12 protein-coding genes and 2 pseudogenes are annotated in these 15,067 nt (G+C 73.7%); 11 read left to right on the forward strand and 3 right to left on the reverse strand.

Annotated features, from left to right (window positions below; genetic code table 11):
• Nucleotides 1-67 precede the first annotated feature (67 nt).
• From ACIQU4_RS08040 to ACIQU4_RS08065, 6 genes are all read left to right on the forward strand, one after another.
• Nucleotides 68-1,546 (forward strand): hypothetical protein, encoded by a 1,479-nt coding sequence (locus tag ACIQU4_RS08040; protein ID WP_403727217.1) that lies wholly within the window; start codon nucleotides 68-70, stop codon nucleotides 1,544-1,546.
• A gap of 19 nt (nucleotides 1,547-1,565) precedes the next feature.
• Complete coding sequence (locus tag ACIQU4_RS08045; protein WP_403727219.1) at nucleotides 1,566-3,038, forward strand: hypothetical protein; 1,473 nt, start codon at nucleotides 1,566-1,568, stop codon at nucleotides 3,036-3,038.
• Nucleotides 3,039-3,170: 132 nt separating this feature from the next.
• Nucleotides 3,171-5,261, forward strand: a complete 2,091-nt coding sequence (locus tag ACIQU4_RS08050) for a SpoIIE family protein phosphatase (protein ID WP_403727221.1) — start codon at nucleotides 3,171-3,173, stop codon at nucleotides 5,259-5,261.
• Between the two features lie 16 nt (nucleotides 5,262-5,277).
• Nucleotides 5,278-5,889: a nucleoside/nucleotide kinase family protein gene (locus tag ACIQU4_RS08055; RefSeq protein ID WP_403727223.1), complete on the forward strand. Its 612-nt coding sequence runs from the start codon at nucleotides 5,278-5,280 to the stop codon at nucleotides 5,887-5,889.
• Between the two features lie 345 nt (nucleotides 5,890-6,234).
• Nucleotides 6,235-6,813, forward strand: a complete 579-nt coding sequence (locus ACIQU4_RS08060; RefSeq protein WP_403727224.1) for an RNA polymerase sigma factor — start codon at nucleotides 6,235-6,237, stop codon at nucleotides 6,811-6,813.
• A 950-nt stretch (nucleotides 6,814-7,763) separates the two neighbouring features.
• Nucleotides 7,764-8,570, forward strand: a complete 807-nt coding sequence (locus tag ACIQU4_RS08065) for an IclR family transcriptional regulator (RefSeq protein WP_403727733.1) — start codon at nucleotides 7,764-7,766, stop codon at nucleotides 8,568-8,570.
• Here ACIQU4_RS08065 and ACIQU4_RS08070 read toward each other — a convergent pair.
• Nucleotides 8,568-9,208: pseudogene (locus ACIQU4_RS08070) on the reverse strand (transposase); the annotation flags it as partial. The gene ACIQU4_RS08065 and the pseudogene ACIQU4_RS08070 sit on opposite strands and share 3 nt — an antisense overlap.
• An 8-nt stretch (nucleotides 9,209-9,216) precedes the next feature.
• Between ACIQU4_RS08070 and ACIQU4_RS08075 the strand changes: the two are divergent.
• From ACIQU4_RS08075 to ACIQU4_RS08095, 5 genes and pseudogenes are all read left to right on the forward strand, one after another.
• A pseudogene (locus ACIQU4_RS08075) lies at nucleotides 9,217-9,315 on the forward strand (IS5/IS1182 family transposase); the annotation flags it as partial.
• A 362-nt stretch (nucleotides 9,316-9,677) separates the two neighbouring features.
• On the forward strand, nucleotides 9,678-10,304 hold the full coding sequence (locus ACIQU4_RS08080) for a hypothetical protein (RefSeq protein WP_403727225.1): 627 nt from the start codon (nucleotides 9,678-9,680) through the stop codon (nucleotides 10,302-10,304).
• Between the two features lie 115 nt (nucleotides 10,305-10,419).
• A complete protein-coding gene (locus ACIQU4_RS08085; protein ID WP_403727735.1) occupies nucleotides 10,420-10,716 on the forward strand; it encodes a ferredoxin in 297 nt (98 codons plus the stop codon).
• Complete coding sequence (locus ACIQU4_RS08090) at nucleotides 10,709-12,130, forward strand: NAD(P)/FAD-dependent oxidoreductase (protein WP_403727226.1); 1,422 nt, start codon at nucleotides 10,709-10,711, stop codon at nucleotides 12,128-12,130. Before ACIQU4_RS08085 ends, ACIQU4_RS08090 begins: the two co-directional genes overlap by 8 nt.
• Nucleotides 12,127-13,368 (forward strand): cytochrome P450, encoded by a 1,242-nt coding sequence (locus ACIQU4_RS08095; protein WP_403727227.1) that lies wholly within the window; start codon nucleotides 12,127-12,129, stop codon nucleotides 13,366-13,368. The genes ACIQU4_RS08090 and ACIQU4_RS08095 overlap by 4 nt, the downstream gene beginning before the upstream one ends.
• Before the next feature lie 112 nt (nucleotides 13,369-13,480).
• On the opposite strand, the gene ACIQU4_RS08100 is transcribed toward ACIQU4_RS08095, so the two are convergent.
• Together ACIQU4_RS08100 and ACIQU4_RS08105 are read right to left on the reverse strand one after the other, a co-directional pair.
• On the reverse strand, nucleotides 13,481-14,176 hold the full coding sequence (locus ACIQU4_RS08100) for an HAD family acid phosphatase (protein WP_403727228.1): 696 nt from the start codon (nucleotides 14,174-14,176) through the stop codon (nucleotides 13,481-13,483).
• 97 nt (nucleotides 14,177-14,273) lie between these two features.
• A complete protein-coding gene (locus ACIQU4_RS08105; protein ID WP_403727229.1) occupies nucleotides 14,274-15,032 on the reverse strand; it encodes a 3-hydroxybutyrate dehydrogenase in 759 nt (252 codons plus the stop codon).
• Nucleotides 15,033-15,067 lie beyond the last annotated feature (35 nt).

The raw sequence follows: 15,067 nt of genomic DNA on the forward strand, positions 1-15,067 counted from the left end.
ACGATTCCCCCGCACACAAACGGCAGGCAAGGCTGCGAAGCCGTTCACAGGGATGAGAGGTACGAAAGTGGCGCCCCAGGTGGTCGACGAAACGACTCAGCGTCTCCCCGCGCGGAGGGACCCCGGGACCGCCGCCCCGAGCGCGGCCCCGGCCGCACCCGCACGGGTACCCACCCCCACCGCACCCGAACCGGACCCCGGGCGGATCGACGCCGAACTCCTCATCGCCGCCTCGGTCCTGCTCGCCGACGCGGCCCTCACCGCGAAGCAGTCCGGCGCGGAGCTCACCGGCGCGATGTTCAGCTGGCGGTTCGGGCTGGAGGCGCTGCGGCGCCCCGGCTGGGCCCTGGGTACGGCCGTGTCCTGCACCCGGGCGCTGACCGGGTCGGCCGGCCTCGGGTTCGGGGCGAACGGCGGCTTCATCGGCGAACTCATCCGGATGGCCGGGAACATGACGTACCGTCGGCCCGCCAAGGTGGCCATGGCGGTGGACGCCTTCGCCCTGCGGATCAAGGCGGCCGCGATCGACCACCCCAACCTCGGTGCCCCGGCCGCCCGCCGCCTCACCGACGCGATGGTGGCCGGGAACCGGCTGGAGGCGGCGCGGGCGATGCACGCGCTGATCGAGCTGCTCGGAGTGACCCGAGCCCTGACCACGGTGAGCCCCGTGATCATGGAGCTGATGGCCCTGCTCGGCATGCTCGACGAGAACCCCGTCAACGACGACTTCTCGTGGGTGACCCTCGCCGGCGGCGTGCCGACCACCGACCCGGTCCTCGGACTGCCCAGCTCGGTCCTCAAGTTCCTCAACCCCGGGCCGGGCCGCGCCGAGCGCACCGAGCCGGACCCGATCCTCGCCAAGGTGCTCGCCACCTCCCGCAACGACATCGTGAGCTACGTCAACGACATCGGGGCCCTCGGCAACCACGGCCTGGTGCTGCTGCGCCGCGTCGAGTGCACCGACGGCGCCGTACGGTACGTACTCCTGCTGCCCGGCACCAGCTTCGGGCTGCTCAGCAACAGCACCCCGCAGGACCTGGTCGGCGCGCTCGACGGACTGCTGCGCACCGACACGACGTACACCCGCGCAGCGAAGAAGCTGCTCCGGCGGGCCGGGGTGCCCACCGGCTCGGAGCTCATGATCGTCGGGCACAGCCTGGGCGGGATGACCGCGATGAACCTCGCCTCCGACGTGGAGGTCTCCGCCACCTACCGGGTCACCCACGTGATCGCGATCGGCTCCCCGATCGACAGCAAGCGGCCCGCCGACCACACCACCCGGGTGATCAGCCTCGTCAACAAGCACGACGTGATCCCGGGACTGGACGGGCGCGGACCGGCCTCGCCCCACGACATCCCCGAGAACTGGGTCGAACTGGCCTGGCTGGACGAGTCGTACGACTACCCGCTGTCGCACGCCCCGCAGGCGTACTCCGACGCGCTGCGCGGGGAGTTCACGCCCTACCGGGACCGGGTCAACAAGCTGATCACCGAGTACGACGGCGAAGTCGTCGGCAACCAGCCCTACATGCTGCGCGACAAGTGACCACAAGGGAGACCGACCGATGACCACTGCCGACAGCCCGGCCACCGCGGCGCGACGTCCCGCCACGGCCTGGCCCCTGGAGAACGCCGTGTTCAGCGCGGCGATGGTCGCCCAGCGGCTGCCCTGGGTGGACGCCCCGGCCCGCGCCCTCGGGCTGGACATGCTGACCCGGGACGGGGTGACGCGCGGGCTGCTCGCGCTCCTGCGGCGCACCCGCTCGGGCCGCCCGGTACAACTGAGCACCCCCTTCGGGCCGTTCCTCCTGCCACTGGCCGCCGCCGACGCCGCGGGCCTGCTCGCGGCGGCGGACGAGGCGGGGGCCCTCGCGCCCGCGGTCGGTCTCACGGCCGGCGGGCAGCGGTACGGCCTGTCGCCGCACGTGCCGCTGCCCAGCGACGCGGCCGTACCGCCCGCCGAGCTCGGCGCCCTGCTGGCAGAGGACGTGGACCGGGTGATCGCGGCCCGGCGCGGGGACGGCACGCTGGAGTGGCACGACTGGCAGCGGGGCATGCAGCGCCTCGGCCGGCGCGTGGTGGCGGGCGCCGCGGCCGTCGAGGACACGCTGCTCAGCGAGGTGCTCGCGGCGGCGACGACCGCCGCCGACAGCAGGTCGTACGCGGGCCGGGCCGAGGCCCTGTGGCGCCGGCTGGCACCGCACCTGGCCGACCCGGACCCCGCCTCCCTGGCGGGCCGGCTCCTGGCCCAGGGTCCCGGGCACAAGGGAAGCGATCCGGACGCCGCAGGACCGGCCGTCGCGCACGCGCTCGCGCTGCTGTCCCGGGCCGCCGCCGAGACCGTGCTCCAGGCGCTGGCCCTGCTCGCCGTGGGCGCCGCCGCCTCCCCGGAAGCAGCCGTGGCCGAAGCGCTGCGCCGCTGGCCGCCGGTGGCCGCGGCCGTGTACCCCGTACGCGCGGACTTCGTCTGGCAGGACCTGGCGGTCGGGGCCGGGACCGAGATCCTGCGGGTGCCCGGCTGGCTGCGCGGCCTGGACGGCGATGACCGCCCGGACCCGGCGGGGAGCTCGGGGATGCCGCCGCTGTGCGGGGCCCCGACCGGGTGCGCGGCGACGCGGTTCGCGGCACTCGTGGCCGAGCACGTCGTGCGCGCCGTCACCGAGGCGGCCCGCCCGCTGCTGATCGCCCCGACGTTCACCGCGGACCGGCTGCCGGACACGCTCGATCCGCGGACGCTGGTGGTGGCGCTGGAGGACCTCACCGCCCGGCAGGGCGACGGGCGGGTGACGGTGACCAGGCCGACGGCGGTGCCCGTCTCGGCGTTCGGCTACGCCCCGGCCGCGTACGGGGCCCTGGCGCACGCCAGCGCCGACCGGCTGGAGCGGCACGCGCAGAGCCTCGCCGCCTGCGCCGGGAACAGCGGCTGGAACACCGACGAGGAGGGCGAGCGGTTCCGCGTGATCCTGCTGGACCACGCCGAGCGGTGCGCCACGGCCGCCGACGGCGTACGGCATGCGGCGAAGCGGCTGACGGACTGACGGACCTGGCGGTACGGGCCGGCCGGCCCGCGCTGACGGCGGCCGGGGTGACCGCGGCCGGGGTGACCGCGGCCGGCGCCGGGAAGCGGCCCCGGGCGGGCAGGGTGACCATGGGGGTGTGGAAGGTGCGCCATGACCGAGCAGACGCCCATCGAGGATCTGATCAGCGGCGCCGCCCAGGACGCCGGAGGCTGGCTCGGCACCCTGCCCGTGGCGCAGCTGGCCACCGGCGCCGACGGGACGATCGTCCGCTGGAACCGCACGGCTCAGGAGCTGCTCGGCTACGCCCCGCCGCAGATCGTGGGCCGCCACATCGCCGACCTCCTGCACCCCGGAGCCGACCGCAGCCTCGGCCGCGCCCTGTGGGAGACCGCCGTCACCGGGCGCGGGGTGATGGGCACCGTGACCGCCTGGCACCAGGACGGGCACCCGCTGGAGCTGGAGATCTGGGCCTGCCCGGTGCCCAGCCGGCGGCACGGCACCTCCGCGGTCCTGGTCTTCGCCGCCGACGCCCACGCGGCCCGCCGGATCCGGGGATCGTCGGCGGTCTGGGACGGATTGTTCGCCCGCTCGCCCGTCGGCATCGCCATCCTCGACACGCAGCTGCGATTCCTCCAGGTCAACCCGGCCCTGGAGGAGATGAACGGCCTCCCGGAGTCCGCCCACATCGGGCGGCGCCTCGTGCAGGTCCTGCCCGAGGTGAACGCGGAGGACATGGAGGACGCGATGCGGCAGGTCCTGGCCACCGGGGAGCCGGTGCTGGACCGCCGCCGCTCGGGGCGCACCCCCGCGGAACCCTCCCGCGACCGGGTCTGGTCGTGCTCGTACGTCCGGGTCGAGGATCCCGGCGGCCGCCCGATCGGCGTGATCGCCTCCCTGCTCGACATCACCGAGCAGCAGCGCGACCACACCGAGGCGGAGGCCGGCCGCCGCAGGCTGGCGCTGCTCAGCGAGGCCAGCGCCCGCATCGGGGCGAGCCTGGAGCTGGAGCGCACCGCGCAGGAGCTGGCGGAGCTCGCCGTACCGCAGCTCGCCGACGCCGCCACCGTGGACGTACTGGACACCCTCGCGCGCGGTGACGAGCCCGGTCCGGGGCTGGCCGGGGGCGTGGGCCTGCGGCGCCTGGGCAAGGCCCCGCTGACCGGCTCCGCCGTGATCGGCATCCTGGCCCCGCTGGGCAGGACCCTCGTCTTCCCCGCGGCGGCGCCCTACACCCTGGCCCTGGCCGCCCGCAGGCCCTTCCTGATCGCGCACCTGGACGAGCAGGCCGTCGCCTCCGCAGCCCGCCACACGAGCAAGCCCGCGCAGCTCCTGCCCGTCGGCGTGCACTCGTTCATGATGGCGCCGCTGATCGCGCGGGACCTCGTACTCGGCGTCGCCACCTTCTACCGCACCAGCCCCGTCGGCCCGTTCGGACCCGACGACGTCACCCTCGCCGGCGAGCTCGCGGCCCGGGCCGCCATCAGCATCGACAACGCGCGCCTCTACCACCGCGAACACGAGACCGCCGTCATCCTCCAGCGCAGCATGCTGCCCCAGCACATCACCGCGCCGGCCGGCATCGAGGTCGCCCACCGCTACCTGCCCGCCAGCGACGTCAACGAGATCGGCGGCGACTGGTACGACGTCCTGGGGCTTCCCGGCGGCAAGGCCGCCCTGCTCATCGGCGACGTCATGGGCCACGGCATCGCGGCCGCGGCGGTCATGGGGCGGCTCTCCGCCAGCGTGCGCGCCCTCGCCCGGCTCGACCTCGCCCCCGAGGCCCTGATGCACCAGCTGGAGGCGACCCTCGACGACCTCGCCGATCCGATGATCGCCACCTTCCTGTACGCCGTGATCGACCCGGAGACCGGCCACTGCCGCATCACCCGTGCCGGGCACCCGCCGCCCGCGACCGTCACCCCCGACGGCACGGTCCGCCTCCTCGACCTGCCGCCCGGCACTCCGCTGGGCGTCGGCGGGACCGCGTACTCCACCACCGATCTGACCCTGTCCCCGGGCAGCCTCCTCGTCATGTACACCGACGGCCTCGTCGAGGCCCGCGGCAGCGACATCGACGAACGCCTGGCCGAGCTGACCCGCCTGCTCGCCGAACCCCCGCACTCGCTGGACCACTTGTGCGACTCGCTGATCACGCACCTGGTCCCGGCGTCCGCGGACGACGACATCGCCCTGCTCGTCGCCCGCGTCGGCACCGCCCCCCACACGCCCCGGCCTCCCTGACGGGCAGGATGAGGGGATGGAGTTCACCGAACTGGAGGAGCGGGCCCGCGCGCTCGCGGCCTCGGGCGAGCGAAGGATCCTCGGCATCGCCGGACCGCCCGGAGCCGGCAAGTCCACCCTCGCCGCCCGCCTCGCGCAGGCGCTCGGGCCCGAACGGGCCGTGGTCGTACCGATGGACGGGTTCCACCTCGCCCAGGCCGAACTGGAGCGGCTGGGACGGGCCGGCCGCAAGGGCGCCCCGGACACGTTCGACGCCGCCGGGTACGCGGCGCTGCTGGCCCGGCTGCGCACGCCCGCGGCCGCCGCGGTCTACGCCCCCGCCTTCGACCGGGCGCTGGAGGAGCCCGTCGCCGGGAGCATCCCCGTCGACCCGGCGGTGCGCTTGGTGATCACCGAGGGCAACTACCTGCTGCACGAGGCGGGGGAGTGGGCGGCGGTACGGGCGCTGCTCGACGAGGTCTGGTTCCTCGCGCCCGACGACACCCTGCGCGTACGGCGGCTGGTCGACCGCCACGTACGCCACGGGAAGGCGCCGGCCCGTGCCGAGGAGTGGGTGGCGCGCTCGGACGAGGCGAACGCCCGGCTGATCGCCGCCGGTCGGACCCGGGCCGACCTGGTGGTCGACTAGGGGCGTACGCGGCGGCAAGGGGGGCGCGCAGCGGATCAGATGCGCCATTTCCCGAAAGATTTCCGTCGACAGCCGTGCACATTCGGGCGTGTTTTCCGATGGGGTGGTGTTGGGGGAGCGGCCGGTCCGACCGGCCGCTGGATGTGGGGGGCAGGCATGCCCGTTCCGTTCACTCACCGGAAGGCTTCCCGCCGACGTGATTCCTGTCCAGACCTTCACTCCCGTGCTGATACTCGTCGCTTCCGACGCTTTCGACGCCGTCCGGAGACACCCACGCCTGCCGGGTGCGAGGACCCGGGCAGCAACCGCTCGTACCGGCGACGACCGGCATCCCTGGAGGAGCGCATGAGTGAGGGCGAGTTCGACCCGTCCGGGGACCGGGCGGTCTCCAGCGAGCTGGCCGGCGTGCTGCCGGTGGAGTTCAGCGCGTTCCACTCCCAGCACCACCGCGCCTACCTGCGCTACGCACACCTGCAACTGGGCTCCCGCCAGGACGCCGAGGACGTCGTCGACGACGTGTTCACGTTCCTGCTGAAGGTGTGGCGCCAGGCACTGAAGGAGGCGAGCCTGCACGGCTTCGCCTGGGCGGTGCTGCGCGAACACGTCGCGCGCCGGCTGGCGCTCCTCGGCCGGCCGGCCGCCATGGTCGAGACGGCCTGGTTCGCCGCCCTGCGCCGCGTATCCCGGCACCGCATGGAACTGCTGGAGGCCAAGCTCGGCCTGTACGCGGCGATCGCGTGCCTGCCCGAGCGCCACTACGACGTGGTGTTGCTGGCCTTCCTGCTGGGGTACGACAACGGCACCGTCGGCCGGATGATGGGGATCTCGCCCGCGGCGGTCCGTTCGCACATTCGAGGCGCAAGCCGAATCCTGTCCCAGAAACTCGGGGCGGACTGGGCTCCTGGAGAGGAGAAGGGCCAGTGAGCGACATGACGGCCGACTACGACGCCGTGCCGGGGGAGAAGCTGGCGGCGGCACTGGAGGAGGCCGAGGTGCTGGTCGAGGAGTACGCCGGCTACGACGAGGACGCCGCCCGGCGGCGCATCGCCCGCCGCATCGCGGCGGACCGGGCCCGCGCGGCGACCGGCGCCACCGGCCGGGGCGGCTTCCCGGCACCCGCCTCCCTCGCCGGCCGCGCGCCGCTGCCCCGGCCCGTGCCCACCTTGGCGGACGACCTCGTGCTCGACGCCGCCTGCCACGTACGGGCCGCCCGGGCGCTGGACGACCTGGCCTGGTCGCTGGCCGAGAGCCGGTCCTTCGCCGAGCTGGCCCTGGCCGCCGGCACCTGGCCGCACGGAGCGGAAGCGGCCCTGCTGTTCGGCTGCCTCCTGCACCTGGCCGACCGGATGGAGGGCGCGCAGTTCTGGTTCCAGTACGCGGCCGGGGCCGGCTCGCGGACGGCCGCGCGCCTCCTGCACCTCCACCACCTCGCGCGCGCCGAGGTGGACACCGCCCGGCACTGGAAGGCACTGGCCGAGGCGCTGCCCCCGGACGAGGGCCTGCCGCACCTGCCGGAGGTCCCGGAGAACCTGGAGGAGGCCCTCGGCGCCTCGGTCATCTGGACCTCGCCGCCGATCAGCACCCAGGACCTCACCGCCCTCACGGCGGTGAGAGGGTACGGCGGGCGGCCCCCGTACCGGCTGCCCGCCCGCCTCCGCCGGGCCGTGACGGCCCTGAGCTGGAGCGAAGACCAGGACCAGGGGGAGGTGTACCTCCTCGGCCCGCACGTGGCGGTGGCCATCGCCCAGCACGCGCGGCTGGACATCATGCACCTGACGGACGAGGCGAACGCCTGGGCGCTCGAAGCCCTCAGGCACCCGCAGCTGACCGGCGCCGCGCGCGGCTCGACCCAGGGGCAGCCGGCTCCGGTCGCGATGGAGGCCGTCCACCGGGCACTGCGCGTCCTGGAGGTCGTGGGCCGGTACTCGGGCGGGGTGGGCCTCGCCCAGATCGCCCGCGAGACGCGGATGCCGCAGCTAGTGCTGGCCCGGGTGATGGAACAGCTCGTACGGGCCAACCTGGCGTCCCCGGCCGGCCCCGGAGCGTACATCGCGGGCCGGGCGCTCTTACTGACCGAGGCGGCGTCCGGCGACGGGCGCGGACACCTGCAGGAGACCCTCGCCTGGGTCCGGGACGCGGTCGGCGCCGCCGTCTACGTGGCCCGCTACACCGACGGCGAGGTGTGCATCACCCAGTACGCCGACGGGCCTGCGACACCGCTCGTGGACGAGTGGGTCGACTTCCGGGCCGCCGCCCACGCCTCGGCCGTCGGCAAGGCCCTGCTGGCCCAGCTCGGACCCGACGGCCGCAAGGACCACCTGTCCCGGCACCGGGCGGCGCGGTTCACCGCCCACACCATCACCCGGCAGGACGAACTCTTCCGGCAGCTCGACACCCGCCGGCCGGGCACACCCCTGCTGGACCTCCAGGAGTACGCCGTGGGCACGGTCTGCGCGGCCGTCCCGATCACCTCGGGCCCCAACGCCGAGTGCCTGGCCCTGTCCATCCCGGCCCCCGACCCGCACCGCCTCGTGCAGGCCGCCCGGATCCTGCAGAGCGAGGCCGCTGCGGTGTTGCTCGCCCTCATCGTGGCGGGCACCGGCCCGGGCGCCTCCCGTACGGCGCCGCACAGGGAGGAGGGAGCGGGCGAGCCCGGCAGCATCCTGATCACCGCCACCTAGGGACAGGGCTGTGGCGGTGACGGTGCCCAGGCGGACGTAGCGGCGCTTGTCGTAGCGGGTGGCTACCGCCCTGTGCTGCTTGAGCCTGTTGATGGCGCGCCCGATGGTGGTGCGTTTCTTGTACCGGTCTTCGTCGAAACCTGCCGGCCGCCCGCCGCGTGAGCCTTTGCGCAGGCGGGCGGCCTGACTGCCGGTCTTCTCCGGCACCGGCTTGAACCGGGTGCAGTCCGCCTGCCGGCCTGGTGCGACGATCAGAGACAGCGGGCGGCAGCGGCCGTCCGCGCTCAGGTGGAGCTCGGCGAAACGCCGTGGCAGAGCCTGCACGCCCGACTGACCTGATGTTCTGGCCCTTCGGCCCCTTTGAGCCGGGCGTCGGCGGCGGGTCGGTGCGGGCACCCCCCCCGCACCTGCTGGAGCAGACGCTCCCACGTCCCGTCGGCCGGCCACAGCCGGTGGCGTTCGTACACGGTCTTCCCCGGGCCGAACCGTTCGGGCAGGTCACGCCGGTGAACACCGGTCCGCACCCGGTGCAGAATCCCGTCGATCACCTGCCGATGATCCCGCCACCTGCCACAACGCCGGTTGCTGACCGGCAGGAACGGCCCCCTCGGGCGGCTGGACACTGTCCGGCGGATCATGTTCCCCTGACCGCTACCGGAACTCCCGCGCTGTCGCTACCCGTTACGACAAGCGACGCGCTTACGTCTTCCATGGCACCGTCACCCTCGCCTCGATCGGACTCTGGCAGGCAAAGGTCTCGTGGACGGTGTGCCCGGCCGGGAGTTCAGCGGGTCGAAGGCAAGGCCCCATCCGTCGGGGTACTCACGGACGGCGTCCCTCAGGTAGCTCGCCGACGGGCCCAGCTCCTCCAGCAGCGCGGCCCGGGTCGGTGCCCGGTGCGGCCAGGACATGCTGAAGGAGAGGCCGTCACCGACCTCGGCGCCGATATCGTCAGTATGCGGGCCTCGCTCCCGCACTCTGGGGTCTGGGCGGGGCATCGGCATTCAGCAGCCGATGCAGCACAACTCCGCCCGTGGCCCGCCCCGGGCGTCACCCGACCGCGCTGCCCCACTGGCACGAGGGCCCGGCGGGCGGCTTGCTGGAGATATGACAGAGCGAGCACCGGGGACCCGGCAACAAGCCCTGAGCACCCCCAAGGCCGCGGGGCTGGCGGGGGTCGTCTTCGCCGTCCTGCTCGCGACGGCGATCGTGCTCGCCCGGATCGCCCTGCCCGAAGGGGGCGGAGGCGAGGAGATGATCGCCCCGGGCGGGCGGGGGCCACTGCAGACGGCGACCGAGCTCGTCCCGTTCGCGGGCATCGCCTTCCTGTGGTTCATGGGCGCACTGCGCGAGCACACCGGCGACGCCGAGGACCGGTTCATCGCGACCGTGTTCCTGGGCAGCGGACTGGTCTTCGTCGCCTGCCTCTTCGGCGCCGTCGCCGCCGCCGGGACCGTGCTCGACGCCGCGGACCCCACGGGCTTCGGCCGGCATTTCGCGTACACGCTGCTCACGACGTACGGGATGCGGATGGCGGCCGTCTTCGTCCTCGCGACCTCGACCATCGGGCGCAAGCTCGGGGTCCTGCCCAGATCCCTGGTCGTGATCGGGACCCTGGCCGGGGTGGTCCTGCTGGCGGTGGGCTCCAGCGTGCCGTACTGCGAGCTCGTCTTCCCGGCCTGGGCGCTGCTCATCAGCCTGTACATCCTGCGCGCCGCCCGCCGCTCCGCGTGACGTCCGGTCGTCGATGCCTCCCGTCACCCCAATGGCCTTGCCGGACGGGCCGTCCCGGTTCCCGGGCCGCACGCTGGCCGGGGAGCCGGAGGGCCAACGAAAGGACTGGACCTTGCTGAGGCTTGTCGTCGATCTCAACCGGTGCCAGGGATACGCGCAGTGCGCCTTCCTCGCACCCGACGTCTTCGCGATGCACGGAGACGAGGGCCTGCTCTACGACCCGCAGGCGCAGGACGCCCACCGCGAGCGCGTGGCCCAGGCGGTCGCCGCCTGCCCCGTGCAGGCGATCCTCGTGGACGAGCTGGACATGGCCGCCACCGCGCCCGCCACCGCGCCCGCCACCGCGCCCGCCACCGCGCCCGGCGCCCCGGGCGGCGCCGCGCGGGCCGCCGGGGAGGCATCCGATGGCTGACACCGCCACGGACCGTCTCAAGGCGGACGGCCGGATCGTCGTCGTCGGCGCCTCGCTCGCCGGGCTGCGCGGCGCCGAGACCTTGCGTGAGAAGGGCTTCAAGGGCTCGCTGACCATGATCGGCGACGAGCCCCACGAGCCGTACGACCGCCCGCCCCTGTCCAAGCAGGCGCTGCTGGGCATGGGTACGGCCGAGGGCACCGCGCTGCCCCGCCGCCGCGACATCGACGCCGAATGGCGCCTCGGCGTACGGGCCAGCGGCCTCGACATGGCGGCCCGGCAGGTCAAACTCGCCGACGGGGACGAGGTTCCGTACGACCGGCTGCTGATCGCCACCGGCGTCCGGGCCCGGCCCTGGCCGAACCCGGCCGAGGGCGAGCTCGACGGCGTGTTCGTGCTCCGGACCCGCGACGACGGCGCGGCCCTGGCCCGGCGGCTCGACGCGGGCCCGCGCCGGGTCCTGGTCATCGGCGCCGGGTTCACCGGCTCCGAGATCGCCTCCGCCTGCCGCGAGCGCGGTGTGGAGGTCACCGTCGCCGAGCGCGCCGACGCGCCCCTGGTCGGCGCCCTCGGCGGGGTCATCGGCGCGGTCGCCGCCGAACTCCACCGGGAGAACGGTGTCGACCTGCGCACCGGCATCATGGTCACCGCCCTGGAGGGCGACTCCACCGGACGCGTCCGCGCCGCGCACTTCTCCGACGGCACCTCGCTGGAGTGCGACGTCGTGGTCGTCTCGCTCGGCGCCCAGCGCAACACCGAGTGGCTGAACGGCTCCGGACTCGGCGCCGGCCCCCGCGGCATCGCCTGCGACGCGGGCTGCCGGGCCTTCGACATCCGCGGCATCGTCACCGACGACATCTTCGTGGCGGGCGACGTCGCCCGCTCCCCGCACCCGCTGTTCGGCTACCAGTTCCTGTCCCTGGAGCACTGGGGCAACGCCGTCTCGCAGGCGCAGACCGCGGCCCACAACATGCTCAGCGAGAGCACCGAGCGCCGCCCGCACATCTGGGTGCCGGCCTTCTGGTCCTCGCAGTTCGGGGTGAGCATCAAATCGGTCGGCGTGCCCTCGATGGGCACCGAGATCATGATCACCCAGGGCTCGCGTGCCGAACGCCGCTTCACCGGCGTCTACGGATACCAGGGCCGCGTCATCGGGGCGGTCACCTTCGACAACTCGCGCTGGCTGCAGTTCTACCAGCAGCAGATCGAGGCCACCGCTCCCTTCCCGCCGCCGTTCCCCACGGTCGACCGGCGCCCCGAGGGGCAGAAGCCGCTTCCCGCGGACTTCCCGGACCCGTCCGTGCCCACGCACGGACCGACCGTCACCCTCAGCGGGTACTCGCCGGCCGACCGGCGCCTCACGTTCACCCCCGCCGGGCACCGACCCGCCCGCCCCCCGGAGGACCCGGCATGAAGCAAGGCATCCTGAGCGACATCCTCGACTACTCGAACCGCGCGAACCCGTACCCGCTGTACGCGGAGCTGCGCAAGACCCCGGTCTACCACGACGGGGACGGCCCGTACGTCATCAGCACGTACTACGACATCCAGAGCCTGCTGCACGACCCGCGGCTCAGCTCCGAGGCCCGCAACCTCGCCGCGGGCGCCGGGGACCCGCTGGCCGGCGCCGAGGACGAGGGGGCCTCGGCCCTGCCGCCCAGCTTCCTCAAACTGGACCCGCCGGAGCACGACCGGCTGCGCCGGATGACCAACCGCCCCTTCGGGCCGCCGCACTCCCCGCACCGCGTCGACGACATGCGCGACTTCCTCGGCACCACCGTCACCGGACTCATCGACAACCTCGGAGACCCGGAACGGATCGACCTGGTCGACCAGGTCGCCTACCCGTTCCCCGTCACCATGATCTGCCGGCTGCTCGGCGTACCGCGCGAGGACGAGGCCCGCTTCCACGTCTGGGCCGACACCCTGGCCGCGAGCCTGGACCCCGACCCCGGCGCCGACCAGACGGAGCGGGAGAAGAAGACCCACGACGCCCGGATGGAACTGGGCATGTACCTGGCCGGGCTGATCGAGGAGCGCCGCAAGAACCCCGGCGAGGACATGCTCTCCCAACTGGCCGTCGGACACGGCCAGGACGAGACGATGAGCACGATGGAGCTGCTGAGCACCGCCGCCCTGCTGCTCATCGCGGGCCACGAGACCACCGTCAACCTCATCACCAACGGGATGCTCACGCTGCTGCGCAATCCGGACGTCCTGCAGCAGCTGCGCGCGACGCCCGACCTCGCCGTGCCCATGGTCGAGGAACTGCTGCGGTTCGAGCCGCCGGTGCAGCTGCTGCCGCAGCGCACCCCGCTCGTGGACATCGAGGTCGGTGGGGTCACCATCCCCAAGGGCTCCTCGATGTGGTTGATCCTCGCCTCCGGCAACCGGGACCCGAACCGCTTCGAGAACCCGGACCGCTTCGACCCGTACCGCAAGGACATCCAGCACCTGGGCCTCGGCAGCGGCATCCACAGCTGCTTCGGCGCCCCGCTGGCCCGGCTGGAGGCGCAGCTCGCGCTGAGCGAGCTGGCCCGCCGCCTGGAGAACCCGCGCCTGGTCGAGGACCCGCCGCCCTACCGGCAGAACGCGGTGCTGCGCGGCCCGCGCCACCTGCGGATCACGTGCGACGGGGTCCGTCCCGCCTGAAGCCGCGGCCCGGATCTCCGGCCCGCGGCTCCTCGCTTGAGCGTGGGAACGCCGTTCGATCCGTCAGGACCGTTCCGGAAGCGCGGATTTCGCCGCGGAACTCGCGGACCGGCTAGGAGAGCTTGCCTTCGTAGTCCGGGAGCTTGAAGGTGCGCTCCGCGTGGCCGCCGACCAGGTCGCTGTTGTTGTTGCCGATGTTGGCGATGATCGTGTAGCCGCGGCCCTCGATCTCGGCGCGCTTGGCCGTCTTGTAGGCGCTGACCTCGCTGAAGAGGGCCGGCAGGTCCCGGACGTACAGGTCCGTGACGGGGTAGCCGACGGCCTTCAGGTTGTGCTCGGTGAGGGAGTGGATGATCCCGGGGCGGGCGGTGACGAAGATGATGGCGACGCCGTGCTCGTCGGCGTACTGGGTCAGGTCGCGGACCTCGGAGATCGCCGGGGTCGGGAAGGTCCAGAACCAGTGGAAGTCCGTCTCCAGCGAGGAGTTGTCGATGTCCAGGACGATCGCGGGCTTCTCGCCGGCGGGCGACTGGGCGATGCGCTGCTCGACGTACGGACGGGCCGTGGCCATGACGGCGGCGACATCCCGCTTCCACGTGCCGTAGTCGATACCGCGCAGGAGGGCGTTGCCGCCCGGCGCGGAGGCGGTGGCCGCGGCCGGGGCGGTCACCGGGGCCGGGGCCGGGACCGGGGCGGGGGCGGCCTGGGCGGAGGCGGCAGGGGCCAGCATCAGGACGACGGTGGCCGTGGCCGTGGCCGTGGCGGTGGCGGCGCCGAGCAGGCGGACGCGGGCGCGGGTGCTGCGCATGTGGGGGCGCTCCTCAGGGGGGTTGGCATGGGGATTGGCATGTACGGTGCCAGAATTCGAAAGATCGCCCCGCCTGTCTACTGACCGGTAGTTAAATTCAGGTGGCCGTCCAGCCACCATCGAGGGGGAGTGAGGTGCCCGTGAGGTAGCCGGAGTGGGGCCCGCACAGCCACACCGCCGCCGCCGCGACCTCCTCGGGCTCGATCAGCCGCTTGATCGCGGACCGGGTCAGCAGCACCTCGGACAGCACGTCGCCGGGGCCGATGCCGTGCGCGGCGGCCTGCTGGTCGATCTGCGCCTCGACCAGGGGCGTACGGACGTAGCCGGGGCTGACGCAGTTGCTGGTCACCCCGTACGGGGCGCCCTCGACCGCGGCGACCTTGCTCAGCCCCTCCAGCCCGTGCTTCGCGGCCACGTACGCGGACTTGTACGCGCTGGCCCGCAGCCCGTGGGCGCTGGAGATGTTGACGACCCGCCCCCAGCCGGCCGCGTACATGTGCGGCAGCACGTGCCGCAGCAGCAGGAACGGCGCGGTGACCATCACCTGCTGGATCACGGCGAAGCGCTCGGCCGGGAACTCGGTGATGGGGGCGACGTGTTGCAGGCCCGCGCTGTTGACCAGGATGTCCACCGCGGTCGGCAGCCCCTCGATCGCGGCCGGGTCCGCGAGGTCGACGACGTGCGCCCGCCCTCCGACGAGTCCGGCGACGGACGTGGCCGACTCCTCGGCGATGTCGACCACGTGCACGGTGGCGCCCGCCTCGGCCAGGGCGATCGCGCAGGCCCGTCCGATGCCGCTGCCGCCGCCGGTCACCAGCGCGACGCGCTCCCGCAGGAAAGGAAGTTGGCTCGTCATGGCTGAACCCTAGGGAGGGCGGACAGTCGCGCCCA

This window comes from Streptomyces sp. NPDC090741, from assembly GCF_044769045.1.
In the GTDB taxonomy this organism is placed as follows: Bacteria; Actinomycetota; Actinomycetes; order Streptomycetales; family Streptomycetaceae; genus Streptomyces.